Genomic DNA, 23,777 nt, shown 5'->3' with positions numbered 1-23,777 from the left:
GCCGCGCGGAACCGGGAACTCCGGTGCCGGCGGTGACGGTCCGTCGGCCGGTCGTCGCGCTCCGTCGATGGTGTGGGCGGCTTCACAGATGGACAGATGTGAGCGAGGGCACGGGAATTGACCATTTGATCTTGAAAATGCGGTCAAACACGTTCATTTCGGGCATGGTTTCATGATCGATACCGCCGGTAACAGTCAACTGACCTGCGGTGTCCAAGAATTGCTTGAAGCCACCCCGGTGGGCCCGTAGCTTCATTGGCGGTGCAACGAGCACCACCCGGGTTCACCCCCGACGCACAGCCCGCCGACTGACCCCCGGCGCGAGGGCCGTGCCCGCTGACGCGACCGGCTCGAACAGGCCGTCGGCGAGCGAGGGTGGCCGGGGCGGCATGCACGTCCGACACGTGCCCCGCCGCCCGTCGAGTGAGGTGAGCGCGACGGCCCTGCCAAGGGCCTGGTTCCGCCTGCCCGCCCGGGGCTTGTCGAGAGGACTTTCATGACGATCCGTAACGAGACCGCCGCTGCCACCACCAACACCACCACCGCCGGGAAGCGCCGCAGCCGTGCCCGTCTGGTGCTGGTCGGCGGGGCCGTCGCGGCCCTCCCGGTGGCCGGCCTCGTCACGGCCACCTCGGCCTCCGCCGCGTCCACCTCGACCTGGGACGCCGTCGCCCAGTGCGAGAGCGGTGGCAACTGGAGCATCAGCACCGGCAACGGCTTCTCCGGCGGACTGCAGTTCACCCCGTCCACCTGGGCCGCGTACGGCGGCACCGCCTTCGCCTCGCAGGCCAACCAGGCGACCAAGGCGCAGCAGATCTCGGTCGCCGAGAAGGTGCTCGCCTCGCAGGGCCCCGGCGCCTGGCCGGTCTGCTCGGCGAAGGCCGGCCTGGCCAAGGGCGGCGCCCCGGCGGCCGTCGACACCTCGGCCCCGGCCGCCCCCAAGGCCGCGACCCCCAAGGCCGCCACCCCGAAGGCGCAGCAGCCGGCCAAGCCCGCGCAGACCCCGCAGGCGAAGCAGGCCCCGAGCAAGCCCGCGCAGGGCGACCCGGCCCAGAAGTCGCAGAAGACCCAGTCCTGGAAGTCCCAGGACACCGCCAAGCCGGCCGCCGCCGACCGGAACACCTCCGGTGGCAGCTACACCGTCAGGAGCGGCGACACCCTGAGCGACATCGCGGCCAAGTACGGCACCGACACCGCGAGCCTGCACGCCAAGAACGTCAAGGCGATCGGCGGCAACCCGGACCTCATCTTCCCGGGCCAGACCCTCAGCGTCTGACGCCTCCCCGCACCGCGCCGAGCGGCCGCCCCGTCCAGGGGCGGCCGCTCCGCGCGTCGGTAGGGTCGGCCCCATGCCTCGACTGATCGGTGACGGCGAGTTGACCAGCTCGGACGTGGTCGCCAACAACACCATGAACCGCGAGCGCGGGCTCGGCGGCGTCAACAGCTACACCCGGGAGCTGGGCTTCGACCCGGCCGGGTGGCTGGGCGGCCGCAGCGGTGCCCCCGGCTGGCTGGACCTGTGCAGCGGGGAGGGGCGGGCGCTCGCCGAGGCGGCCCTCCGGCTGCCCGCCGCGAGCGTCCTGACCGGCGTCGACCTGGTCGGCCCGCTCGCCGCGCGGCCCGCCCTGCCGCCCGGCGCGGCACGGTTGGAGCTGGTGACGGCGGCGGAGGCGGACTGGGTGCCGGAGCGCGCCTACGACCTGATCACCTGTGTGCACGGGCTGCACTACCTCGGTGACCAGCTCGGGGTGATCGCCCGCGCGGCGGGCCGGCTGGTGCCGGACGGCCGGTTCGCGGCGCACTTCGACCCGGATTCGGTGCGCCGGGCGGACGGGTCGAGCGCCGCGCGCCCCGTCCTGGCGGCGTTGCGCGCCGCCGGGTTCGAGTACCGGGCCCGGCGGCACCTGCTGGTGCTGGACGGCGCGCGAGCCCTCCGGCTGCCCTTCGAGTACCTGGGCGCGGATCCGGCGGCGGGCCCGAACTACACCGGCCAGCCGGCGGTGGCCTCGTACTACCGGGCGGCGTCCACGGAGTCGCCGGAGGGTTCCCCCGGGCGATAGTTGAACGTTGAACGCGATGTCCGAATACCGCCGGACTCGCGGGCGGCGCGGGCCGAAGATCGAGTCATGTCCGAGAACGAGTCAAGGAGTTCTGACGAGATGACGATGACCAAGCTTGCGAAGCTCGACGGCAAGGTGGCCCTGGTGACCGGCGGCAGCCGGGGGATCGGCGAGGCGGTGGCCCTGCGGCTGGCCGAGGACGGTGCCGACGTCGTGGTCACCTACCAGGGCAGTGCGGAGCGGGCCGAGGCGGTCGCGGCCAAGATCACCGGGATGGGCCGGCGCGGCTGGGCGGTCCGGGCGGACAGCGCCGACCCGCAGGCCGTCCGGGGCGTGGTCGAGGCCGTGGCCGAACGCTTCGGGCGGCTCGACATCCTGGTCAACAACGCCGGCGTCGGCGTGCTCGGCCCGATCGGCGAGATCGCGCTCGACGACGTGGACCGGGTGCTGGAGGTGAACGTCCGGGCGCCGTTCCTCTACGCCCAGGCGGCCTCCGCCCACCTGACCGAGGGCGGGCGGATCATCACCATCGGCAGCTGCGTCACGAAGCACGTGGCCTTCCCCGGTGCCACGCTCTACGGGGCCAGCAAGGCCGCGATGATCGGTCTCACCAAGGCGCTCTCGCGCGAGTTGGGCCCGCGCGGGATCACCGCCAATGTCATCCACCCCGGGCCGATCGACACCGAGATGAACCCGGCCGACGGTCCGTCGGCGGAGTTCCAGCGGGGCCTGACCGCGCTCGGCAGCTACGGCCGGGTCGAGGACATCGCGGCCACGATCGCGCACCTCGTCGGCGAGGACGGCCGGTACATCACCGGTGCCGAGATCGCGGTGGACGGCGGCCTCGCGGCCTGAGCCGGGCGGCCGCCGGTCGGTCGTCGGTCGACCCGGCGGCCGAACGGCGGCCGAACGGAAGGGCGACGACCGGCCCGGCGCGGTGTTGCGCCGGGCCGGTTGTCAGTCCTCCCGTTTACGATCGGCCGGTCCGATCGCCTGCCCCGAATCGAAGAGGTGTGCCATGACCGCAGCGGATGACCCGATCGACCTGCTCGCCCGGGCCCTGGCGCAGACCGCCGGGCTGATCGACGGGATCGGCGCCGAGCAGGCCACCCACCCGACCACCTGCCGCTCCTGGGACGTCACCCAGCTGGTCAGCCATCTCCTCTTCGACCTGCGGCAGTTCACCGTCCGGGCGAAGGGCGGCAGTCCGGACTGGTCGCAGCCCTTCGACCGGGTCGAGGGCGACTGGCTGCACGCCTTCGAGGCCGGTGCCGAGGAGCTGGTGGCCGCCTGGCGCGAGGCCGGCGACCTCGGCGGCGTCATCGAGGCCCCCGGCGGGGGCGAGCTGCCCGCCCGCTTCCCGGTGGACCAGCAGATCGCCGAGTTCGCCGTGCACGCCTGGGACGTGGCCCGCTCCACCGGCCAGTCCACCGCCGGCCTGGACCACGACGTCGCGAGTGCCTCGCTCGCCTGGGGGCGCGGTGCGCTGCGCCCCGAGTACCGGGGCAGCGAGGAGGAGCACCACGCCTTCGGCCCGGAGGTGGCCGTGGACGAGGACGCGCCCGGCTACGACCGGCTGGTCGCCTTCTTCGGCCGCGACCCGCAGGCGGGGTGAGCCCCGGCCGGGGCCCGGTGGCCCGCAGCGCCCCCCGGCGCTGCCGGCCGGCCCCGGTGCGGCCGGGGCGGCCCCTGCCCGGGCGGGCGGGGCGTCACCGGTCGTGGCTCCAGCGGAACTCGATCTCGGGGTAGCGCGAGGTGGGGCCGTCCAGCAGGGCCGAGGGGCGACCGCGCAGGAACCGGTCGAAGTGGGCGCGGGTGTACGCGCGGGTCAGCTCCGTCGCACGCCCCGGCGCGATGGTGCCGAGGAGTTCGGCGTAGACGTCGGCCGGGAGGTGGGCGGCCAGCTCGCCGGGGCCGGCGGCGTGCGGCAGGTCGGTGAAGCCGAGGTGGCCGGCGCCGCCGAGGCGCAGCTGCCGGCCCCAGCCGCGCTGGTGCTCGCGCCAACGGGCCCAGGTGTCGTGGTCGGCGAGCGAGGTGAGCAGCAGGAACGGGCGGTCCAGGCCGAGTTCGGCCACCGGGGAGCCGAACAGGCCGCCGTCCAGGTCGAGGCCGGCCGCGAAGCGGTCGTCCTGGCGGACGGCCTCGGCGGCGGCCGAGCCGCCCATCGAGTGGCCGAGCACGCCGATCCGGCGGGGGTCGGCGCACGGCACCCCGGGGCGGCGGGAGGCCGGGCCGGTCGTCAGCTCCGTCGCCACGAAGCGCAGGTCGCCCACCCGGGCGGCGATCTCCTTCCGCTCGGCCGCGTCCCAGTCCTCCGGGGCGTCCGACAGCGCGCTGCGGACCAGCCGGCCGTCGGGGAACTCGACGGCGGCCGCGTCGTAGGTGTGGTCGATCGCCGCGACCAGATAGCCGTGGGCGGCCAACTCCTCGGCCAGCGCGGTGCAGTTGCTCCGCCCGCCCTTGCGGCCGTGGCCGAGCAGCAGCAGCGGCAGCGCGCCGGGGGCGGCCGGTGTGCCGGTGCGGGCGGTGGGGCGGAGGGCGCCGATCGTGCCCGGGTTCAACGGCAGGTCGGTCTCGATGACGGCGGCCACCCGGGCCGTGGTGTACGGCGCGCGGGGGTGGCCGGCGGTGCCGAGGGCCGGGTACCAGAGCTGGACCATGAGCTCGCGCGGCCCGGGGGCGGGGGCGAACGGGTCCTGCCGGGTGCGGTCGACCAGGTGCAGCGCGACCGTGCCGACCGGGCGGCGGACGGTCGGCGCCGGGAGGTCGATCGGCCGCGGCCGGCCGGTGGCGGCCCCGGTGGCAGTGGCGGCCCGGTCGGTGGCGATGGCCCCGGTGGCGGTGGCGGCCCGGGCGAGTGTGGAGGGGAGCGCGAGGGCCGCTGCGCCCAGCCCCGCGACTGCCAGCAGGGACCGGCGCCGGGTCATCGTCATCCGCCCCTCGGGTCGCTGCTCCTGACGGCTCTTCACCCTAGGTGGACTGGACCAATCTGGCTAGGGTGTCGGTCGGGGCGCGAGCCCGGGCGCGGCCTCCGGGCCGGAGGCGGTCGCGAAGGCGGCCGTGAACCCGCTCGCGAACCCGGTCGCCGCCCGGGGCCCGGCGGCGATCCGACCGGCGGCGGCCGCCTTCTTGATCGCCTCGCGGATCCGTGGGTAGGTGCCGCAGCGGCAGATGTTCTGGATCTGGTCGATGTCGGCGTCGGTCGGGTCCGGGGTGCGGCGCAGCAGGGCCACCGCCGTCATGATCTGGCCCGGCTGGCAGAAGCCGCACTGGGCGACGTCGCACTCCAGCCAGGCCTCCTGGACGGGGTGCAGGATCTCGCCGTCGGCGAGGCCCTCGATGGTGGTGACCGCGCGGCCGGCGCAGTCCTTGACCGCCGCCGTGCACGGCTGGAACTCCTCGCCGTCCAGGTGGCTGGTGCAGGCGCGACAGACACCGACCCCGCAGCCGTACTTGGGGCCGGTGACGCCGAGCTTGTCGCGCAGCACCCAGAGCAGCGGCATGTCGTCCGGCGCCTCGACGGTGACCGGCTGCCCGTTGAGGACGAAGGTGTGGCTGGTCATGGGGAGTTGAGCCCTTCGAGGAGATCGGGGGAGAGCGGGGAGCGCGGGCGGGCCGGGCGGACCGGAGCGGGCGGGGGAGCGGGCGGGCTCAGAAGTCGATGGGGAAGGAGCGCGGGGCGGTGCCGGTCGCGCGGGCATAGGCGTTGGCCACCGCGGCCGAGGCCGCCGGGACGCCCAACTCGCCCGCGCCGCCCGGCGGTCCGCTCGGCGGCAGCAGATGGATCTCGACCGAGGGCGGGGTGTGCCGCTGCCGGGCGTAGCGGAAGTCGGCGAAGCTGCCCTCGCGGACGGCGCCGTGGTCGATGTGGTTGCCGGCCTGGAGGATCACCGAGATGCCGTCGATCAGCGCGCCGGTCAACTGCGCCTCCAGTCCACTGGGGTTGATCACCCGGCCGAGGTCGGCGGCGATCACCGCCCGGGTGACCCGCGGCAGGCGGGGGTCGGTGGCGTCGAGTTCGACCAGGTAGGCGACGCGTCCACCGTTCTCGTCGTGGTAGCCGATGCCCTGGGCCTGGCCGGCGGGCATCGGGCGGCCCCAGCGGCCCGCCTGGGCGACCTTGTCGAGGACGGCCCGGCCCCCGGCGTCGCGCAGCCTGGCCCGGCGGAAGGCGACCGGGTCCTGGCCGAGCCGCCGGGCCAGTTCGTCCATCATGATCTCGTCGGCGGCCCGGACGGTGCCCGAGTAGACCGAGCGCCAGCTGCCGGTGGGCATCTCCAGCGGCACCTCGGAGAGCAGCTGGGTCGGGATGCCGACGTTGTACGGGTTCTTCTCGCTGAGCAGGAAGAAGGCCTGGGCGAGGCTGATCCCGGCCACCGAGAGGCTGAACCCGGCGGCGGTGAGCGCCTCGCCGAGGCCGTGCCGGAAGTCGGTCTGCACGGTGGCGACCCGGTGCTCGTAGCTGAGCACCTGGCCCAGGCCGTAGGTGGCGCGGACCCGGTGGTGGCTGGCGGGGCGCATCCGGCCGTGGCGCATGTCGTCGTTGCGGGTCCACATCAGCTTGACCGGGCGGCCCGCCGCCCGGGAGATCCGGGCCGCCTCCAGCGCGGCGTCGAAGAACAGCCGCCGGCCGAACGAGCCGCCGCCGCGCACCACGTGGACGGTGACGGCGTCCTGCGGCAGGCCGAGCTCGGCGGCGATGGTCTGCTGGGCGATGATCGGGGTCTGCGAGGCGAACCAGAGCTCGGCGCGGTTGGGGCGCACGTCGGCGACGGCCGTCAGCACCTCCATCGGCGCGTGGTTCACGAAGGCGAAGTCGAACTCGCCGTCCACATACTGGGTGAGCAGCGGCGGGACGAGGAACTGGGCGTGGGCGGCGCGCAGCCGGGCCCGGATGTCGGCGTCGGAGAGCCCCGCGACCGGCCCGGGGTTCCAGGAGGTGCGGAGCGCGTCGCGGGCCTTGAGCGCCTGGTCGAAGGTTTCTGCCAGCACCGCCACGCCGCTGGGGATCTGCACCACGCCGAGGACGCCGGGCATCGTGCGGGCGGCCGAGGCGTCCAGCGACTTGAGGGTGCCGTTGAGGGTGGTGGGGCGGGCGACCACGGTGGGCACGGCACCGGGGACGGCGAGGTCGCCGGCGTACTCGGCCCGGCCGGTGACGATGTCACGGGCGTCGATCCGCCCGGTCCGCCGGCCCACCAGGCGCTGCTGGTCCGGGGATTTGGGGGTGGCGGGCACCGCCGGGACGGCGACGGCGGCCGCCGCGGCGGCGAGTTCGCCGTAACCGGCCCGGCGGCCGTCGGGGGCGAGGACGGCGGAGTCGGCGGTGCGCAGGGTGTCGGCCGGCAGCGACCAGCGGCGGGCGGCGGCGGTGACCAGCCGGGCCCGGGCGGCGGCGGCCGCCGCCCGGACCGGGTCGTACAGCGAGCGGACCGAGTTGGAGGCGCCGGTGAGCTGGTTGAACAGCAGGTCGGGGCGGCCGTCGGAGAGCGGCACGTCGACGTCGCCGAGCCGGGCGTCGAGCTCCTCGGCGACGAGCATCGCGATGGTGGTGGTGAGGCCCTGGCCGACCTCCAGCCGGGGGAGGTGGAGCGCGGCGCGGCCGTCGGCGGTGATCTCCAGCACCAGCAGGTGGGCGGTGGGCAGACCGGCCACGATCAGCGCGTCGCCGAGGTCCAGGATGTCGGGGATGCCGGGCAGGCCGAGCAACTGCGGCGCGGTGGCGGCGCGTTCGGCGGCCGCCGCGTGGGCGGTGGCGGGTGCGGCGGCGTCCAGGCCGGCCCGCGCGGCGATGGTGAGGGTGGGGGCGGCGAGCAGGTAGGTGAGGAAGCGACGGCGGCCGGTGGGCGCGGTGGCACGGTCGGCGGCGGTCGGGGCGGCGGTGTCCCGGATGCGGTCCGAGGGTGCGACGGAGGTGCTGATGGCAGGAGCCCTTCGAGCCGGGGTCGGCTCCGGCCGGGTGGGCCTCGGCGGCCCCGGCCCCGGTGCCGGATCACGAACGCGGTCGAGCATAGGAGCGGGTTACTGGCCGGTCAACACGGGCACTTCGGGCCGGAACGGGCATCTGTGGGGATGTCGGATGGGGCGGGTACGGACGGCGCCGGGCAGTGCGGCGGCCGTCGCGGTACCGCCGGGCGGGTGAAGGTCGGTCCGTGCTCGCACGGAGGTTCACCGCTCGGGTGCGGGTGCGGGCCGGGGTGTCCGGGAGGCGGCGGGCGGGGGTGGGCGGCGGGCCCGGGGAGCCGGTGCGGGTGCGCGGTCGGAGCGGACCGGTCCGGGTGGACGGGTCCGCTCCGACCGCGCGCGGGCGTCAGCTCCCGCCGGGTTCCGGGAACCCGAACTGCGCGATCAGCTCGGCGGTGTCGAGCAGTTGGACCCCCAGCCCGGCGACCTCCGCGAGCCCCTGCTCGCTGGTGCGCGAGATCGCGTCGGGCACGGCCACCACCCGGTAGTCCCGCTCGCTGGCCTGGATCAGGCTGGCCCGCGGGCAGTTCGGGAAGTTGCAGCCGACCAGGACCACGGTGTCCACGCCGTGCCGCTCCAGCAGCTCCTGCAGCGGCGTCCGGTAGAACGCGCCCCAGCGCGGTTTGAAGATCGCGTACTCCTTCGGCCCCAACTCCTGGGCCTTCCCGGCCAGCAGGAGCTCGGGGTCGAGCGGGGGCGCGCCGGGCGGGGCGAGCGCCGGGGCGAGCCCGCTCCCCTCGGAACCGGGGGAGACCAGCTCGGTGCCCGAGGCCAGCAGCGTACGGCGGACCAGGTCGGCGTTGCCGCCGCCCGGCTCGTACAGCCGGACGATGTGGACGACCGGGCGGCCGGCGGCGCGGAAGGCCTCGACCGTCCGGCGCACCTGCGGCAGGACCTCGGTCGTCCCGGGGATGCCGTAGGGGCTGTCGGAGAGGAAGTCCCGCTGCAGGTCGATGGTGACCAGGGCGGAGGACTCCGGGTGCGGTGCGAGGTGCGGGTCGGCCGTGGTCATGCCGCCTCGATGAGGTCGGCGAGGAAGCGCTGCTCGATCCGCTCGACCGTGCGGAAGTCGTCGACGCTGACCTCCTGGAGGTCGATGGTGCGGCCGGAGATGCTCTCCAGCAGGTAGATGAACTCCAGGAAGTCCAGGGAGTCGATGAGGCGGCCCTCGATCAGGTCCTCCTCGCGGTCGATCTCCCGGTCCAGCTCCGGGTTCTTGGCGTTGATCCACTCGATGATCTGCTGCATGACTGCTCCTGGGAGGTTCGAAGGGGTCCGACGGCGGTGGCGCTGTCCGGGCCGGCTCAGCCCGCGGTGCCCGTGCTGTCCGTGCTGCCGGCAGCACCGGCGGTGCGGCCCACCAGCAGGCGGGCCGACTGCTCGGCGGTGGGCAGCACCTCGATGTCCGACAGGCCGGCCGCCGTCATCAGTTCGGCCATCTCGTCGGTGGTGTAGCTGCGACCGCCGCTCCAGAGGGCGAGGGCGGAGAGGTTGTGCAGGGTGGTGAAGACCGGCGCGGTGCGGGACTCCTCCAGGAAGTGGCCGTGCACCAGCACCCGGCCGCCGGGGCGCAGCGCCGCCGCCGAACGCCCCAGAATGGACAGGCAGTTCTCCGGGCTCTCCTGGTGCAGCACGTTGGAGAGCAGGACGACGTCCGCGTCGGTGCCGAAGGCGTCCTGGTAGTAGTCGCCGGTCCGGGCGGTGATCCGGTCGGCCAGGCCGGCCTCCCCGATCACCTTGCCGGCCAGCTCGACCACCGGCGCGAGGTCGACCACCTCGGCCCGCAGCCCCTCCCAGACCCGGCAGAACGCGATGCTGTAGCTGCCCGCGCCGCCGCCGACGTCGATCAGCCGGCGGGCGCCCTCGGCGGGCAGCGCCCGGGCGACCGCCTCGGCGGTACGGGAGTTGTACTCGTGCATGCCGAGGATGAAGTCCTCGACGTACGCGGGGTCGTCGGTCAGCCGCTCGCTGCGGTCCTCGACCGCGTGGCCCTGCTCCAGGGCCTGGCCGAGCCGGCCCCAGGGCTGGTACCAGCGGCCCATCACCCGCACCCAGCGCACCAGCGACTCCGGTGAGCCGGTGGTCAGCAGGCGCTCGGCGGTCCGGCTGTTGGCGTACCCGCCGTCGGCGTCACGGACCAGCAGGCGCAGGGCGGTTGCGGCGTCGAGCAGCCGCAGCGCGGAGTCCGCGGGGACGGCGCAGCGCTCGGCGACCTCCTCGACGCCCAGCGGGCCGTCGGCGAGCGCGTCGAACACCGAGAGCTCGACCGCGGCGATCAGTACCTGGGAGTGCCAGTAGCCGAACGCCAGCTGGCTGACCTGGGTCAGTCCGAGGTCCAGGGCCATGAGGTCACGTCCTTTCAGAAGGGGGTACGGAGCCGGCGAGGGCGGCCCGGAACGCGTCGCGGAAGCGGGCGACCACCCGGGCGGCGGGCTCGACGGCCGCCACCCGGCCGGTGCCCAGGCCGGCGTAGCGGGCCATGGCGTCGATCTGCCCCTCGGCCTCGACGGTGGGGGCGGCCGCGGAGCCGCGCGGCACCGGCCGGCGCACCCCCATGACGGTGGTCCAGGCGATCAGGGTGGCCGGCGGCGGCTCGGGCGGGTCGGTGACCGGCCCGCGCAGCACCCGGTGCGGACGGCCGGGCCAGCCGATCGAGAAGCGGTCGGTGATCAGGGTGTCCGCGCCGGTGGCCGCGACGACGGCCTGCTTGTAGTCGTCGTGGGCGGCGGACTCCGTGGTGGTCACGAAGACCGTGCCGCAGAGCGCCCCGCTCGCCCCGGCCCGCAGCGCGGCCACCAGGTCGGCGCCGTCGGCGACGGCACCGGACACCAGCGCGGGCGGCTCCTGGTCGTAGGCGGCGAGCAGCTCGCCCAGCGGCCGGGTGCCGAGGTGGTGGCCGCCGGCCTCGGTGCCCTGCAGCACGACGGCGTGGGCGCCCAGATCCGCGGCGGCGGCCGCGTCCTCGGGCGTGCCGACCTGGACGAGCAGCCGGTGCCCGGCGTCGAGCACCCGGCGGGCCTCGGCCTCGGGCGGCAGGCCGTAGCTGTTGAGGACGAGCTGCCGGTCGGCCGCCTCGATCAGCGCACCGATCTGCTCCGGCAGCAGCCGGCCCGAGACCTCGGGGATCAGATTGACGCCGAAGGTGTGCGCCGTCCGGCGGGCGGTGTCGCCGATCAGCTCGACGGCCAGCGCCCGGTCGCCCTTGTAGAGCGCGACCGTCCCCAGCGCGCCCGCCTCGCTGACGGCGGCGGCCAGCGCCGGGCCGGCGATGCCGCCCATGCCGGCCTGCACCAGGGGGAACTCCACGCCCAGCGCGGCGGCCCCGCGCTCGGCCGCGGCGAGCACCCGGGACCGCTCCCCGGTGTCAGCCGCGGACATCGCGCACCCGGGCCAGGGCCTTCTCGGCGCTGCCGTGGGCGAGCAGCAGGGCGTGCACCCAGCGCTCGACGCCGAACGCGGTGCAGCTGCTGTGCGCGGTCCGTCCGCCCGAGGTGATGCCGAGCCGCTCGCCGAAGAAGTTGCGGTGGCGGTTGACCGAGGCGATCGCGGTGCCGTCGGTGGCGACGAACTCGTACTTCACCGGGTCCAGGGCCATCAGCTTCGCCCGGGAGCCCGTCCGGTCGTAGAACGGGTCGTTGGCGGGCTGGTAGGACAGCTCGACGCCGAGGCGCTCGGCCAGCTCCTCGACGAAGACCCGGGAGGTGGCGAGGTGGTCGCGGGCGCCGTCGGCCGAGCCGAAGTAGACCACCTCGCGCATGTGGAAGCCCCAGAGCCGGCGCAGGCCGTCGTAGTGGTCCTCGTTGCGGAAGCAGCGGCCGACGGCGGTCAGCCGCAGGTCCTCGCCGACCTCCTGGCCCTCCAGCGACAGCAGCACGCCGTAGCAGGTGGCCGAGGGCAGCACGTAGCCGGTGGGCTCGACGGGCTGCCGGCCGGCCTCCGCACCGGCCGCCAGCTCGTCGACGGCCTGCTCGGACAGGCGGGCCGCGAGCACCCCGAGGTGGGGGAAGTTGCGGAAGTAGTCGAGCTTGGCCAGGCCCTCGACGGGCAGCAGCGGCGGGCCCACCACGGCGGGCGCGGCGACCTGGTCGGCCAGGCCGGTGAAGAGCGCGTCGAGCTCCAGCAGCAGGGCGGCCCGGTCGGGGTCGAGGGCGACCAGGCCGGGGCCGGGGTCGCGCAGCCGGACGGCGGTCGGGGCGGGCTCTACGGTCGATGTCATGGGGCGGGACCTCGTTCTCGTGGTTGCTCGTGGGGTGTTCGTGTGGAGCGTGCGCTTCGGTGCGGTCGGCGGTCGGCGGTCGGCGGTCGGCGGTCGCGGGGCGCCGGGGGCTCAGGCGGCCTTCGGGGCGAGCACGCCGATCCGGCGGTAGAAGGCGGTGGTGCGGCTGACGATGGCGTCGTGGACGGGCCCCCGGGCCGGGTCGGCGAGCAGCCGGGTGCGGAACGCGAACGGCTCGGGGATCCCGGCGTCCCGGTAGACGTCCACGCTGTACAGCTGCTGGATCGAGGCGTTGATGTACTTCTCGATGTACTGCCGGGCGGCGGTGAGCTCCTGCTCGTCGCCGGCCTCGCGCAGCCGGTCCCAGAGCGCGCGCACCAGTTGGGCGCCGAACGCGATGTGCCGGGACTCGTCCTGGTGGTGGACCCGGTTGATCGCCCGGATCGTCTCCGGCAGCGCGGTGTCGGCGGCCATCTTGCTGTTGAAGTGGTCCACGATCTGCTCGAAGATCAGGATCCGGCTGAAGACGATGAAGTTGTCGAACAGCGCGGAGTGCTTCTGGTCCCCGAAGCTCATCGCCCGGTTGGGGTAGAGCTTGCCGCCGTAGCGGAGGCAGAACTCGGCGAAGAACCACATGTGCTCGTTCTCCTCCCCCAGGAAGTGGTGGAAGAACGGCGTGGGGATCTCGTAGCCGGGGGCGTGGATGCGCGCCACGACCTCCTGCATCAGCTCGCGGATGCCGTGCACGTTCAGGCTGTAGAAGTTGACGCTCTCCCACTTGGCGAGCGCCAGGTACTGCTCGCGGGTGAGCTCGGCGGCCGCGTCGGTGCCGTGGACCGTCATCAGGTCCTCGCTCATCCACAGGGCGCCCTCGGGGATGCCCTCCGGCCAGTCGAAGGTCTGGTACGGGTTGTAGTACTCGTTCTCGGCGGCGGTGGTCAGTCGCTCGACGGCGGCGCTGACCTCCTCGTCCCAGATGGCGGGTGCGGTGCTGCTCATGGGTGCTGCTCCTGTGCGGTGGAGGGGCTTCGGACGGGTTGCGGACGTGCTTGCGGTAAGGAGTGGGGAGGGGGAGGTCAGGACCCGGCGACGGGGAGGGTGTCCAGGGCCGGCAGGCCGGCCGCGCTCTCCACGAGCAGTCGCTCGAAGGCGCGCAGCAGTCGCTCGATCTCCGGGCGGGGGATCAGCGCGGTGTCGGCCATCAGGTAGAGCAGGCAGGTGTCGGGTTCGTACGTGGTGTGCACGAAGAAGTCGGCGTCCTGGCGCTCCCAGGTGCCGATCAGCGAGACCTCGGTCTTCCCGGTCAGCGCCCGCAGCTGCTGCGCGGAGCCGTCGGTGACCGGCAGCTGCTCCCAACGGTCGTGCAGGCGGACGTCGTTGAAGAAGGAGGAGAGCCGCAGGGCCCCGCCGCCGGCCTCCCGGGCCGCGTCGATCACCCCGTCGACCACCAGCGGGTCGTACTGGCCGAAGCGGTAGGCGTTCATCGCGGCCAGGAAGGTGGCGCGGATGACCTCCTCGAAGGTCGGCCTGGCCACGTCCAGCGAGAACAGCGCATTGGCGGTCATCGCGGCCACCAGCCGGCGGCTGCGCTCGTCGTGCCGGTTGACGGCGATCAACTGCAGGACGGCGGTGCTGTTCCCGGTGTAGGTGCCCAGCAGTGCGGCGGTCCCGGCGAGCAGGACGGTACCGGTGCTGACCCCGCAGCGGTCGGCGAGCGCGCTGGCGGCCACGGCGGTGGCGGGCGAGTTCATGCAGAGCCGGACGAAGCGGTCGGCCCCGCCCGCGCCCTCTCCCTCGGCGCCCTCTCCCTCGGCGCCCTCTCCCTCGGTGGGCCGGACCGGTGCGGGCGGGAACATCGTGGGCGGCACGCTGGCCAGGCTCCGGCGCCAGTACTCCACCGACGCCGCGCCGCGGGCGGCGCCCGGGCCCTCGGTCTCGAACCGCGCCTGGTCCAGCGGCTGCCAGGCCGGCGGCTCCGGCTCCTGGCCGGCCAGCAGGTCGCGCAGGTCCTGCTCGACCTGCTGCACGCCCCAGAAGTCGACGCCCAGGTGCGAGAAGACCAGCGCGACCTGGGCCGGCTCGCCCCGCTCCAGCACCAGGGCGCAGCGGAAGGGCCACTCCTCGCGGTGCCGGAAGGGCTCGGCCGCCAGGGCCCGGGACACCTCGTCGGCGAGCGTCGCGCCCTGACCCGGCGGGGCCTCGTGGACGGGCACGGCCAGCTCGCCGGAGGCCGACACGTACTGCACCGGCCCGTCCTCGGTCTGCTCGAAGCGGGTGCGCAGCGCCTCGTGGCGGGAGAGCAGTCGGCCCAGTGCCGCTTCGGCCTGATCGACCGTCAGGCCCGTTGGTGCGGACACGACCCGGGGGATGTTGTAGTAGTGGGCGCCCTCGTCGAGCCACTGGATGGACTTCCAGATGGCGCGCTGACCCCAGGTCATCGGGGCGCTCTCGGTCCGGTCCCCGTGGAACCGGAGGGAGCCGACACGACGGTGTTCCATGCCTATGCCTCTCGGGGCTGCGCTGCGTCAGGCGGCGCGGTCGGTTGACGGCGTGGTGCGGGTGGGGCTGCCGCGTCTCGCCCGGGCGCCACGGCAGTGGGGCGCCTCGGGGGGCGGTGCATCGGAGTGCGGCGAATCGGGGGTGCGGTGCGTCGGGGAGCCGTGCACCGCCCGGGGATGTGCGGGCAGGCCCCGGCGGTCGCTGCGCGCGGCCGGTTCGGCGGAGCGCGAAGCGGGGCTGTGCGGCGGTGGGACGCTGCGGTGCTGGTGCGCCGTGGTGCTGGTGCGCTGCGGTGCTGGTGCGCTGCGGCGATGGGAGGCCGCGGTGACGGGACGCTGCGGAGGTGGGGCTGGCTTGTCGGGCCTGGCCCTCGGTCCGGCTTCCAGAGGTGCGGGGCCACCGATCGGGCGGCGGCCCACGTCGACCCCGGTCCGAGGTGAAGGACGGAAACACCGACCTGCCGGCCGGTTTGATCCATTCCGCTTCGGACCCTAGCGACCCCCGCTTCCGGTTGTCCAGCACCTTCTGGCGGCCCGGCCGTCGGTCGCCCGGCCGGGCCGGGACCACCGCGACCGTCCGGAGCCGGGAGTTCCACGAATTCCTTGACGTGACCACTGGTCTAGTCCAAGCTGATCGCGGCGCACGATCATGAGCAGCAGCGGAACAAAATCGGAAATCACCCACAGCCGCCCCTTCCGCCGACCGCCCGGGTACCCCGTGGCTCCTGCTCGCGCCGAACCGCACAGCCGCCGGTCCTGCTTCGGGGTGTCTTCCAGCACCGGTACGAACGACCGCGGTCGACGACGCGTCACGCGTCCGCTCCCTCGCCGGCTCGGCAGTCCGCCGGCTCCGTCCGTCCGCCCGGTTCACGTCTCCCAGTCACCAGCTCGTCGGTCCATCGGCCCGCCGGCTTCGTCAGCACATTTGTCCACGGGGGTTTTCAAGGTGCCGTCTTCCGTTCCGTCTGCCGACGCCGGATGGCTCGGCAGCCGCATCAGGCGCTGGCGCGCCGTTGTCGAGCTGCTGCGCCACGCCGGTGCGGGCCTGCTCGTGCCGGCCGTGCTGGTCCACCTCGTGGTAGGACTGCTGCCGATCGCGTTCATCGCCTGGACCAGCCGGGTCATCGCGGAGATCCCGGCCGCCGCGGCGGCCGGGGGCACCAGCGGAGCGGCCTGGGAGAAGGTCGCGGCGGCCCTCGGCATCGCCGTCGGGGCGTTCGTGCTGCAGCAGTTGCTGACCCCGTTCCAGACCGTGATCAGCGAGGTGGTCACCCGCAGGGTCGACGGCGCCTGCATCGGCCGGCTGATGGACGGCGCGCTGAACTCCCTGCCCGCGGCGGAGTTGGAGCGGCAGGACGTGCTCGACCTGCTCTCGGACGCCCGCAGCGCCTTCGACCGGGCCCGGCCCACCCCGGGCGACGCCGCCGCCGGGGCCCTGGCGCTGGTCGCCCGCTACGCCCAACTGGCGGGCGCCGCCGTGATGGTGGCGGTCACGCTCGGCGTCGTCCCCGGGGTCATGGTGGCCCTCACCGCCCTGGTCATCCGCTTCGGCCAGCGCGGCTCGCTCGGGCGCTTCGCGGACCTGCTCGGCTCGCTGGCCGGCCCGCGCCGCCGGGTCGGCTACCTGCGGCGCGCCGCCGGCGGGCCCGAACTCGCCAAGGAGACGCGGATGCTGGGGCTGCTGCCCTGGCTGCTCGGCCGCCACGAGCGGGAGGCCCGCGACTACCTGGAGCCGCTCTGGACGGGGCGCCGCCGGCTGCTCTTCTGGCCCTTCGTCGGCCTCGCGGTCGTCGGTCTGCTCGGCGGCGGCACCGCGCTCGTCGTCCTGGCCCGCAGCGGAGCGGACGGCACGCTGTCACTGCTCCAGCTCTCGGTGGCCCTCCAGGCCGTGCTGATCCCGATGCGCTTCGGGGTCTACTTCCCGGAGAGCGACGTCCAGACCCAGTACGGGCTGGCGGCCTACGACTCGCTGGTCCGCTTCGAGGCCCTCGCGAAGGAGCGCGCGCCGCGCACCGCCGTCGCCGCGCCGCCCGCGGCCGGGGCCCGGCCCGCCCCGGAGGGCACGCCGGCCGTCGACGGTCCGATCCGGTTCGAGGGCGTCGCCTTCCGCTACCAGGAGGACGGCCCCGACGTGCTGCGCGGGCTGGAGCTGGAGCTGCCGCCCGGCCGGTCCACCGCGATCGTCGGTCTCAACGGCTCCGGAAAGACCACCCTGGTGAAGCTGCTGGCGGGCCTCCACGAGCCGACCGAGGGCCGGATCACCGCCGGTGGCACCGACCTCGCCGGGCTGCCCGCCGAGGACTGGCAGCGCCGGATCGCCGTCATCTTCCAGGACTTCACGCGCTACCAGCTCACCGCCGCCGAGAACATCGGCATGGGCCGGCCGGAGCTGCTCGGCAACCGCGGGGCGCTGCTCGCCGCCGCCGAACGGGCCGGCGCCGCCGAGATCGTCGAGCGGCTCCCGAAGGGCCTGGACACCGTGCTGTCCACCCAGTACGAGGGCGGCAGCGACCTCTCCGGCGGGCAGTGGCAGCGCATCGCCCTGTCCCGCGCGCTGCTCGCGGTGGACGCAGGGGCCTCGCTGCTGATCCTCGACGAGCCCACCGCGCAACTCGACGTGCGGGCCGAAGCGGCCTTCTTCGACCGCTTCCTGGAGATGACCGAGGGCATCACCAGCGTCATCATCGCGCACCGCTTCTCCAGCGTGCGCCGCGCGGACCGGATCGTCGTGCTGGCCGACGGCGGCGTGGTGGAGAGCGGCACCCACGAGCAGCTGATGGAGCTCGACGGCCGCTACGCCGAGCTGTTCAGGGTCCAGGCGGAGCGGTTCGCGCGTGACGAGGGCGCCGACGGCGGCCCGGGGAACGGAACCGACGAGGCCGCCGGCGACGATCAGGCCGAAGGACAGGAAGAGGACCGCGACATGCGCCCGGTGGGTGCCCGATGACCACACTGTTCCACGCCGTGCGCCGGCTGCTGCGGCTCGCCGTGCACTGCGACGCCCGCCGGCTGACCCGTGCCGTCCTGCTGATGACCGTCGGCTACCTGGCCACGCCGCTGATCGCGGTGAGCCTCAAGGAGCTGACCACGGCCGCCATCGACGGCACCGGCTCGGCCGCCACCTGGCTGGCGCTGACCACGGCCCTGCTGCTGGTCGTCGAGCTGACGATGAATCACTTCGCCCACCTCTCCTACTTCGAGCTGGGCGAGCTGGAGGAGCTCAGCCTGCAGGCCGAGGTGATCTCGATCGCCCACGGCGACCACGGCCTGGAGAAGCTGGACCGCGCCGACGTCGCCGACACCCTGACGCTGATCCGCGAGGAGCTGCCGCGCACCCGGGCCGCGCTCGAAGCCGTCCTCCAACTCGGCGGCCTGGGGCTTCAGATGGCCGTCACCGGGGTGCTGCTCGGCCTCCTCGACCCGTGGCTGCTGCTGCTCCCGCTGTTCGCCGTGGTGCCCGTCCTGGCCGGCAACCGGGCCCAACTCCTGGTCGACCGCGGCAAGGAGGCCACCGCGCCCGAGAACCGGCTCGGCCGGCACCTGCTCGAACTCGCCACCACCCACGCCTCCGTCAAGGAGGTGCGGCTGTCCGGCGCCGCCTCGGTGCTCATCGAGCGCCACGGCCGCGACTGGCGGCGGGCCACCGGCACCCTGGCCCGCGCCCATGCGCAGGCCGGACTGCTGCGCGCGGCGGGCCAGTTGGCCTTCGCCGCCGCGTACGGCGGAGCGATCTACCTGGTCGCCCGGCAGACCGTGAACGCCGGGGCCGGTGCCGGGATCGGCGACGTCATCCTGGTCATCACGCTCGCGGCGCAGGTGAGCCTGCAGGTCTCCAGCGCGCTCACGCTGCTCTCGGTGCTGCAGGGCGCCGGCCGCACCCTGCAGCGGCTGGACGGTCTGCGCGACCCGCGCCCGGAGGCCGCGGCGGCCGGCGTCGTCCCCGGGGCCATGACGGCCGGCATCCGGCTGGAGGGCGTCACCTTCCGGTACCCCGGCCAGGAGCGGCCCGTCCTGGACGACGTCACGCTCGACATCCCGGCGGGCGCCGCGCTCGCCGTCGTCGGCGAGAACGGCGCCGGCAAGAGCACCCTGGTCAAGCTGCTGTGCGGGCTCTACCGGCCCACCGCCGGCCGGATCCTGGTCGACGGCGTGGACCTGGAGGAGTGCGACCCGCAGCTCTGGCAGCGCCGGGTGGCCACCCTGTTCCAGGACTTCGCCCGGCTGGAGCTGCGGCTGCGCGACAACGTGGGCATCGGGGACCTGGAGCGGCTGGACGACGACGCGGCGCTCGCCCGGGTGCTGGAGGCGGCCGACTGCGGCCCGGCGCTGGCCCGCGTCGACGGCGACCTCGACGGGCTGCTGGGCCGTGGCTACGGCGACGGGGCCGAACTGTCCGGCGGCCAGTGGCAGAAGCTCGGGCTGGCCCGGGCCCTGCTGCGCCGCCGCCCGCTGCTGGTCGCCCTCGACGAACCGGCCTCGGCGCTGGACGCCACCGCCGAGCACGCCCTGTTCGAGCGCTTCGCCGAGCTCGCGGCCCAGGCCCGGGCCGACACCGGTGCGATCACCCTGCTGGTGTCGCACCGCTTCTCCACGGTGCGGATGGCGGACCTGATCGTGGTGCTGGAGGGCGGCCGGGTGTCGCAGGTCGGCAGCCATGCCGAACTCGCCGCCGCGGAGGGCCTGTACGCCGAGCTCTACCGCCTGCAGGCCCGCGTCTACCGGTGAGCACCCGGGCGCGGGACCGGCCCCGGGGCCGGTCCCGCACCCTCCGGACCGGGGTCGCCCCGGGCCCTCCCGGGGCGGAAGTGGCCCACTCCGGTGGTGCGTCACTGGCCCTGTCGGTCGGCACACTTGCTCCCTAGCATGGATCCTGTCAGTGCGAACGAGCGGCCGAAGGCCGCCCGACCCGGGAGAGCTGTGTCGATGCGATCCATCCCGCCGGCCGGGGCCCGACGGACCCTCGCCACCGCCCAGTTGATCAGCTCGATCGGCGACGGCGCGTACTTCACCTGCTCGGCGCTGTACTTCACCCGCGTCGTCGGACTCTCTCCCGCCCGCCTCGGTCTGGGCCTCGCCGTGGCCTGGGCGGTGGGGTCGCTGGCGGGCGTCCCGCTCGGCCACCTCGCCGACCGGCGCGGCCCCCGGGGCACTGCGGTGCTGCTGGCGTTCGCCACCGGTGCGGCCGTCGCCTCCTTCCTGTTCGTCCACTCCTTCGTGGCGTTCCTGTTCGCGGCCTCGCTGTACGCCACCGCGCAGTCCGGGCTCACCGCCGCGCGCCAGGCGCTGGTCGGCGGCCTCGTCGCGCGGGCGGAGCGCACGGGGCTGCTCGCCCGGCTGCAGTCGACGCTCAACGCGGGCCTGGCGCTCGGTGCGGCCCTCGGCGGCGTCGTCCTGACGGTCGGCACGAAGCCGGCCTTCCTCGCCGCCTTCCTGGTCACCGCGCTGGGCTTCGTGGCCGCCGGGCTGTTGCTGCTGCGCCTGCCCGAGGTGGCGCCCGGGCGCGACGGGACGGGTGCCGCGCCCAGGCTGGAGGTGCTCTCCGACCGGCCGTTCGCCGTCGTGACGCTCCTCAACACCGTCCTGCTGCTGCGCATGCCGCTGCTCAGCCTGGTGATTCCGCTCTGGATCGCCGACCGGGCGCCCGGGCTCGGCTGGCTGGGCTCGGCCCTGTTCGTGCTCAACACCGCCGGGGTGATGCTCTTCCAGGTCCGGGTGGCCCGCCGGGTCAGCGGGCTGCGCACGGCCTCGCGGGCCGTGCGCGAGGCGGGCGTCGTCCTGCTCGCCTCCTGCGGGGTGTTCGCACTGGCGGCGGCCGGGGGCCTGCCGCTCTGGGCGCTGGGCGGGCTGCTGGTCGCCGCGGCGGCGCTCCAGGTCGCCGGTGAGCTGCGGCAGTCCGCCGGCTCCTGGCAGATCGCCTTCGACCTGGCGCCGGCCCATCAGACCGGTCAGTACCAGGGCTTCTTCGGTTCGGGCGTGGCGGTGGCGCGCACGGTCGGTCCGCTGCTGCTCACCACGCTGCTGCTGGGCTGGGGGGTGCCCGGCTGGCTGCTGCTGGGCGGGCTCTTCGCGGCGGCCGGCTGGGCGATGGGGCCGGCGGTGCGTTGGGCGGAGCGCCGGCGCCCGGGGGCGGTGGGCGTCGTGCCGGCTGTCGTACTGGACGACGGGCCGGACGACGGGCCGGCTGTCGTACCGGACGTCCTGGCGGGGCGGGCGGCTCCGGCCGCGGCCGCCGCGCGGGCCTGACCAGCCGTCACCGCTCCGCCCGCCGGCCCGCCGGACGCGCCGATCAGAAGGTGGCGATGTACGGTCACGCCACGGTGGATTTTGCGCCAGATCCTGCTCCGATACCGGGAAAATGTCGGACAGATGACGTCACGCCAGAAGAATCTACGACCGTACGTGGTCTTCCCCTCCCGAGTAGCGGCTGCCAGGCTGACCGGGTTTGCTGAACCGGAGGAGGTTACGTGTCCCGCATCACCAGTCTGACGTTGGCGGTCGCCAGCGCGTTCGCGCTCGTCGCCGGTACCGCCGTCGCCGCGTCGGCGGCCCCGGATCCGGGCGTGGCGGTCGCCGAGGCCCGGGTCGACCCGGTCGCCTGGACGCCGTGCAACCCCGACCCGTCGAAGCCGGACCCGGGGATATACGACTGCGCCGTCTACCCGGTGCCGCTGGACTACGCGCACCCGTCCGGCGAGAAGATCGGCATCGCCATGATGCGCCGCCGCGCCGGCGACCCGGCCAAGCGGATCGGCTCGCTGTTCCTCAACCCCGGTGGCCCGGGCGGCAGCGGCTACCTCTGGGCGACCACCGCCCGCTTCGACCCCGAGGTCCAGGCCCGCTTCGACATGGTCGGCTTCGACCCGCGCGGCGTCGGCCGGAGCAACCCGCTGAAGTGCTTCACCACCGACGAGGAGGCCGGCGCCGTCTTCGACCGGATGACCGGGGTGCCGGTCACCAAGGCCGAGGTCGACGGCACACTGGCCGCCACCAGGGACTACACCGACGCCTGCGACCGCAACGCCGGCCCGCTGATCGAGCACATGTCGACCGAGAACGTGGTCCGCGACCTCGACCGGATGCGCCGGGGGGTCGGTGACAGCCGCCTCTCCTTCGCCGGCTTCTCCTACGGCACCCTGATCGGCGCCACCTACGCCAACATGTACCCCGACAAGGTCCGCGCGCTGATCATCGACGGCAACGTCGACCCGAACCTGCGCCTGCACAACGGCCTGGAGTACGACAAGCAGCGCGCGGACGGCTTCGAACTCGCCCTGGACGAGTACCTGAAGCGGTGCGAGGCGGCCGGCGCGCCGCGCTGCGCCTTCGGCGCGGGCGACACCCGCGCGAAGTTCGACGCGATCCGCGACCACCTGCGGACCTCCCCGGTCACCCTGCCGAACGGCACCCAGGTGACGCTGTCCAGCTTCACCAGCCAGGTCGCCAACGCGCTGTACGCGCAGAGCCGGCAGGCGCCGCTGGCCGCCTCGCTGCAGGCGCTGGACGACGTGCTCCGGCAGCAGAAGGCCCCGGCGCTGACGGCCCCGAAGAACGCGGACGACGCCAACGTGCTGGCCGTGACCGTGCCCGCCGCCCTGCGCGAGGCCCCGGCGGAGACCCCGTACTCCGCCGACGACTCGTACTACGGCGTCAACTGCCAGGACAAGCCGTACCCGTCCAACCCGCGGGTCTTCGCCAACCTGGCCCGCTCCTGGGAGCGCGACGCGCCCACCTTCGGCCGCTACCAGGCCTTCGACGCGCCCGCCTGCGCGACCTGGCCGGCCCCGGCGCGCGACGTCGAGCGGTACACCGGCCCCTGGAACCGGCGGACCGCGACCCCGGTCATGGTGATCGGCAACCTCTACGACCCGGCCACCCAGTACACCTTCGCCAAGCGCATGCAGCGCCAGCTCGGCAGCGCCGTGCTGGTCAGCGTCGACGTGATCGAGCACTGCGCGGTCGGCCGGAGCAAGGAGCTGAACAAGCTGGTCACCTCCTACCTGGTGGACCAGGCCGTGCCGGCCCCCGGCCAGCTCCTCAAGCCGGACGCCGACGCCTTCCCGCCGGTGGCCTGACCCCGAGCCGGCCCGATCGACACCGGCCCCCCGTCCTCCCGGGCGGGGGGCCGGTGGTGCGTCCGGCGCGGGCGTCGAGTAAGTTTCTCTTCGGAACTGACTCAGCACCGGGAGGGAACCCGCAGATGACCCAGGAGACCGGCCGGCCGGCCCCGCAGCAGACCTGGACCGCCGTCGACACGTACTTCAACGGCCTGCTGGTCGAGGAGGACGCCGCCCTGCTCGCCGCCGTCGCCGACAGCGAGGCGGCCGGCCTGCCCCCGCACCAGGTGGCGCCCAACCAGGGCAAGCTGCTCGCGCTGCTGGCCCGCGTGCACGGCGCCCGCCGGGTGCTGGAGATCGGCACCCTCGGCGGCTACAGCACCATCTGGCTCGCCCGCGCACTGCCCGAGGGCGGCCGGGTGGTCACCCTGGAGGCCGACGAGCGGTGCGCCGCCGTCGCCACCCGCACCATCGAACGGGCCGGGCTCGCGGCGGTCGTGGAGCTGCGCACCGGCCGGGCGCTGGACACCCTGCCGGAGCTGGAGAAGGAGGGCGGCGAGCCCTTCGACCTGGTCTTCATCGACGCCGACAAGCCCAGCAACCCCGCCTACCTGGAGTGGGCGCTGCGCCTCACCCGGCCCGGCAGCCTGATCATCGGCGACAACGTGGTCCGCGACGGCGCCGTCACCGACGGGGCGAGCACCGACCCGCGGGTCCAGGGCGTCCGCCGCTTCACCGAGCAGATCGCCGCGCACCCCCGGCTGACCGCCACCGCCGTTCAGACCGTGGGGGAGAAGGGGTACGACGGCTTCGTGCTCGCACTGGTCACCGGCTGAACCGGCTGAAGCAGCCGGGCCGGCCGAGTTGCGGCTGCCGGGGCCGCTCGTGGCGAGCCGGGACTCCCCGGGCGACCGCGGATTTGGCAGGGTGGGGCGGGCAGGCCGCCACCCGGGACGAGCCCGGGCGGCGGCCCAGGAGAGGACGG

19 protein-coding genes and 1 pseudogene are annotated in these 23,777 nt (G+C 74.5%); 9 read left to right on the top strand and 11 right to left on the bottom strand.

The genetic code is table 11. The features are described from left to right. Positions 1-82: 82 nt before the first annotated feature. Positions 83-277 (bottom strand): hypothetical protein, encoded by a 195-nt coding sequence (locus ACWDRR_RS28050; RefSeq protein ID WP_449775023.1) that lies wholly within the window; start codon positions 275-277, stop codon positions 83-85. Positions 278-496: 219 nt separating this feature from the next. On the opposite strand from ACWDRR_RS28050, the gene ACWDRR_RS28045 reads away from it, so the two are divergent. From ACWDRR_RS28045 to ACWDRR_RS28030, 4 genes are all read left to right on the top strand, one after another. Beyond that, positions 497-1,276, top strand: coding sequence for a transglycosylase family protein (locus tag ACWDRR_RS28045; protein WP_449775022.1), 780 nt, complete (start codon positions 497-499; stop codon positions 1,274-1,276). A gap of 73 nt (positions 1,277-1,349) precedes the next feature. Beyond that, the gene (locus tag ACWDRR_RS28040; RefSeq protein ID WP_449775021.1) at positions 1,350-2,060 is read left to right on the top strand and encodes a class I SAM-dependent methyltransferase; all 711 of its coding nucleotides are present in this window, start codon (positions 1,350-1,352) and stop codon (positions 2,058-2,060) included. A gap of 99 nt (positions 2,061-2,159) precedes the next feature. Next, positions 2,160-2,915 carry an SDR family NAD(P)-dependent oxidoreductase gene (locus ACWDRR_RS28035; RefSeq protein WP_449775020.1) on the top strand — a complete coding sequence of 252 codons (756 nt, stop codon included), beginning with the start codon at positions 2,160-2,162 and terminating at the stop codon, positions 2,913-2,915. A gap of 163 nt (positions 2,916-3,078) precedes the next feature. After that, a complete protein-coding gene (locus tag ACWDRR_RS28030) occupies positions 3,079-3,675 on the top strand; it encodes a TIGR03086 family metal-binding protein (RefSeq protein WP_449775019.1) in 597 nt (198 codons plus the stop codon). 94 nt (positions 3,676-3,769) lie between these two features. Here the strand turns inward: ACWDRR_RS28030 and ACWDRR_RS28025 are convergent, their stop codons facing one another. The 10 genes and pseudogenes from ACWDRR_RS28025 to ACWDRR_RS27980 form a co-directional block, all read right to left on the bottom strand. Beyond that, complete coding sequence (locus tag ACWDRR_RS28025; RefSeq protein WP_449775018.1) at positions 3,770-5,029, bottom strand: alpha/beta hydrolase; 1,260 nt, start codon at positions 5,027-5,029, stop codon at positions 3,770-3,772. A gap of 147 nt (positions 5,030-5,176) precedes the next feature. After that, positions 5,177-5,623, bottom strand: a pseudogene (locus tag ACWDRR_RS28020) ((2Fe-2S)-binding protein); the annotation flags it as partial. Positions 5,624-5,711: 88 nt separating this feature from the next. After that, positions 5,712-8,072, bottom strand: coding sequence for a molybdopterin cofactor-binding domain-containing protein (locus ACWDRR_RS28015; protein WP_449775017.1), 2,361 nt, complete (start codon positions 8,070-8,072; stop codon positions 5,712-5,714). Positions 8,073-8,370: 298 nt separating this feature from the next. Then, positions 8,371-9,036 (bottom strand): cysteine hydrolase family protein, encoded by a 666-nt coding sequence (locus tag ACWDRR_RS28010; protein WP_449775016.1) that lies wholly within the window; start codon positions 9,034-9,036, stop codon positions 8,371-8,373. Beyond that, positions 9,033-9,272 (bottom strand): acyl carrier protein, encoded by a 240-nt coding sequence (locus ACWDRR_RS28005; RefSeq protein WP_329491118.1) that lies wholly within the window; start codon positions 9,270-9,272, stop codon positions 9,033-9,035. The genes ACWDRR_RS28010 and ACWDRR_RS28005 overlap by 4 nt, the downstream gene beginning before the upstream one ends. Positions 9,273-9,328: 56 nt before the next feature. After that, the gene (locus ACWDRR_RS28000) at positions 9,329-10,369 is read right to left on the bottom strand and encodes a methyltransferase (protein ID WP_449775015.1); all 1,041 of its coding nucleotides are present in this window, start codon (positions 10,367-10,369) and stop codon (positions 9,329-9,331) included. A 4-nt stretch (positions 10,370-10,373) separates the two neighbouring features. Next, complete coding sequence (locus tag ACWDRR_RS27995) at positions 10,374-11,402, bottom strand: NAD(P)H-dependent flavin oxidoreductase (protein WP_449775014.1); 1,029 nt, start codon at positions 11,400-11,402, stop codon at positions 10,374-10,376. Beyond that, positions 11,389-12,240: an aminoacyl--tRNA ligase-related protein gene (locus tag ACWDRR_RS27990; RefSeq protein WP_449775013.1), complete on the bottom strand. Its 852-nt coding sequence runs from the start codon at positions 12,238-12,240 to the stop codon at positions 11,389-11,391. The genes ACWDRR_RS27995 and ACWDRR_RS27990 overlap by 14 nt, the downstream gene beginning before the upstream one ends. Before the next feature lie 111 nt (positions 12,241-12,351). Beyond that, on the bottom strand, positions 12,352-13,239 hold the full coding sequence (locus tag ACWDRR_RS27985; protein WP_449775012.1) for a diiron oxygenase: 888 nt from the start codon (positions 13,237-13,239) through the stop codon (positions 12,352-12,354). A gap of 77 nt (positions 13,240-13,316) precedes the next feature. Beyond that, positions 13,317-14,738 (bottom strand): condensation domain-containing protein, encoded by a 1,422-nt coding sequence (locus ACWDRR_RS27980; protein WP_449775011.1) that lies wholly within the window; start codon positions 14,736-14,738, stop codon positions 13,317-13,319. A gap of 946 nt (positions 14,739-15,684) precedes the next feature. On the opposite strand from ACWDRR_RS27980, the gene ACWDRR_RS27975 reads away from it, so the two are divergent. The 5 genes from ACWDRR_RS27975 (at position 15,685) to ACWDRR_RS27955 (ending at position 23,628) form a co-directional block, all read left to right on the top strand. Further along, positions 15,685-17,685 carry an ABC transporter ATP-binding protein gene (locus ACWDRR_RS27975; protein ID WP_449775010.1) on the top strand — a complete coding sequence of 667 codons (2,001 nt, stop codon included), beginning with the start codon at positions 15,685-15,687 and terminating at the stop codon, positions 17,683-17,685. Beyond that, positions 17,682-19,463: an ATP-binding cassette domain-containing protein gene (locus tag ACWDRR_RS27970; RefSeq protein WP_449775009.1), complete on the top strand. Its 1,782-nt coding sequence runs from the start codon at positions 17,682-17,684 to the stop codon at positions 19,461-19,463. The genes ACWDRR_RS27975 and ACWDRR_RS27970 overlap by 4 nt, the downstream gene beginning before the upstream one ends. A 198-nt stretch (positions 19,464-19,661) precedes the next feature. Beyond that, the gene (locus ACWDRR_RS27965; RefSeq protein WP_449775008.1) at positions 19,662-20,981 is read left to right on the top strand and encodes an MFS transporter; all 1,320 of its coding nucleotides are present in this window, start codon (positions 19,662-19,664) and stop codon (positions 20,979-20,981) included. Positions 20,982-21,202: 221 nt separating this feature from the next. After that, positions 21,203-22,810: an alpha/beta hydrolase gene (locus ACWDRR_RS27960; RefSeq protein WP_449775007.1), complete on the top strand. Its 1,608-nt coding sequence runs from the start codon at positions 21,203-21,205 to the stop codon at positions 22,808-22,810. Between the two features lie 125 nt (positions 22,811-22,935). Next, a complete protein-coding gene (locus ACWDRR_RS27955; protein ID WP_449775006.1) occupies positions 22,936-23,628 on the top strand; it encodes an O-methyltransferase in 693 nt (230 codons plus the stop codon). The last annotated feature ends 149 nt before the right edge of the window (positions 23,629-23,777 follow it).

It is taken from the genome of Kitasatospora sp. NPDC003701 (assembly GCF_053587085.1).
Note: the sequence above shows the minus strand (reverse complement) of the source record. Positions and strands in the feature narration are given on the sequence as shown.

Bases quoted from the DNA above. Each gene is read 5' to 3' on its own strand.
- ACWDRR_RS27965 (WP_449775008.1), top strand. From the start codon at position 19,662: ATGCGATCCATCCCGCCGGCCGGGGCCCGACGGACCCTCGCCACCGCC.
- ACWDRR_RS28030 (WP_449775019.1), top strand. From the start codon at position 3,079: ATGACCGCAGCGGATGACCCGATCGACCTGCTCGCCCGGGCCCTGGCG.
- ACWDRR_RS28045 (WP_449775022.1), top strand. From the start codon at position 497: ATGACGATCCGTAACGAGACCGCCGCTGCCACCACCAACACCACCACC.
- ACWDRR_RS27985 (WP_449775012.1), bottom strand. From the start codon at position 13,239: ATGAGCAGCACCGCACCCGCCATCTGGGACGAGGAGGTCAGCGCCGCC.
- ACWDRR_RS27955 (WP_449775006.1), top strand. From the start codon at position 22,936: ATGACCCAGGAGACCGGCCGGCCGGCCCCGCAGCAGACCTGGACCGCC.
- ACWDRR_RS27995 (WP_449775014.1), bottom strand. From the start codon at position 11,402: ATGTCCGCGGCTGACACCGGGGAGCGGTCCCGGGTGCTCGCCGCGGCC.
- ACWDRR_RS27980 (WP_449775011.1), bottom strand. From the start codon at position 14,738: ATGGAACACCGTCGTGTCGGCTCCCTCCGGTTCCACGGGGACCGGACC.
- ACWDRR_RS27970 (WP_449775009.1), top strand. From the start codon at position 17,682: ATGACCACACTGTTCCACGCCGTGCGCCGGCTGCTGCGGCTCGCCGTG.
- ACWDRR_RS28015 (WP_449775017.1), bottom strand. From the start codon at position 8,072: ATGCTCGACCGCGTTCGTGATCCGGCACCGGGGCCGGGGCCGCCGAGG.
- ACWDRR_RS28035 (WP_449775020.1), top strand. From the start codon at position 2,160: ATGACGATGACCAAGCTTGCGAAGCTCGACGGCAAGGTGGCCCTGGTG.
- ACWDRR_RS28005 (WP_329491118.1), bottom strand. From the start codon at position 9,272: ATGCAGCAGATCATCGAGTGGATCAACGCCAAGAACCCGGAGCTGGAC.
- ACWDRR_RS28000 (WP_449775015.1), bottom strand. From the start codon at position 10,369: ATGGCCCTGGACCTCGGACTGACCCAGGTCAGCCAGCTGGCGTTCGGC.
- ACWDRR_RS27990 (WP_449775013.1), bottom strand. From the start codon at position 12,240: ATGACATCGACCGTAGAGCCCGCCCCGACCGCCGTCCGGCTGCGCGAC.
- ACWDRR_RS28010 (WP_449775016.1), bottom strand. From the start codon at position 9,036: ATGACCACGGCCGACCCGCACCTCGCACCGCACCCGGAGTCCTCCGCC.
- ACWDRR_RS28040 (WP_449775021.1), top strand. From the start codon at position 1,350: ATGCCTCGACTGATCGGTGACGGCGAGTTGACCAGCTCGGACGTGGTC.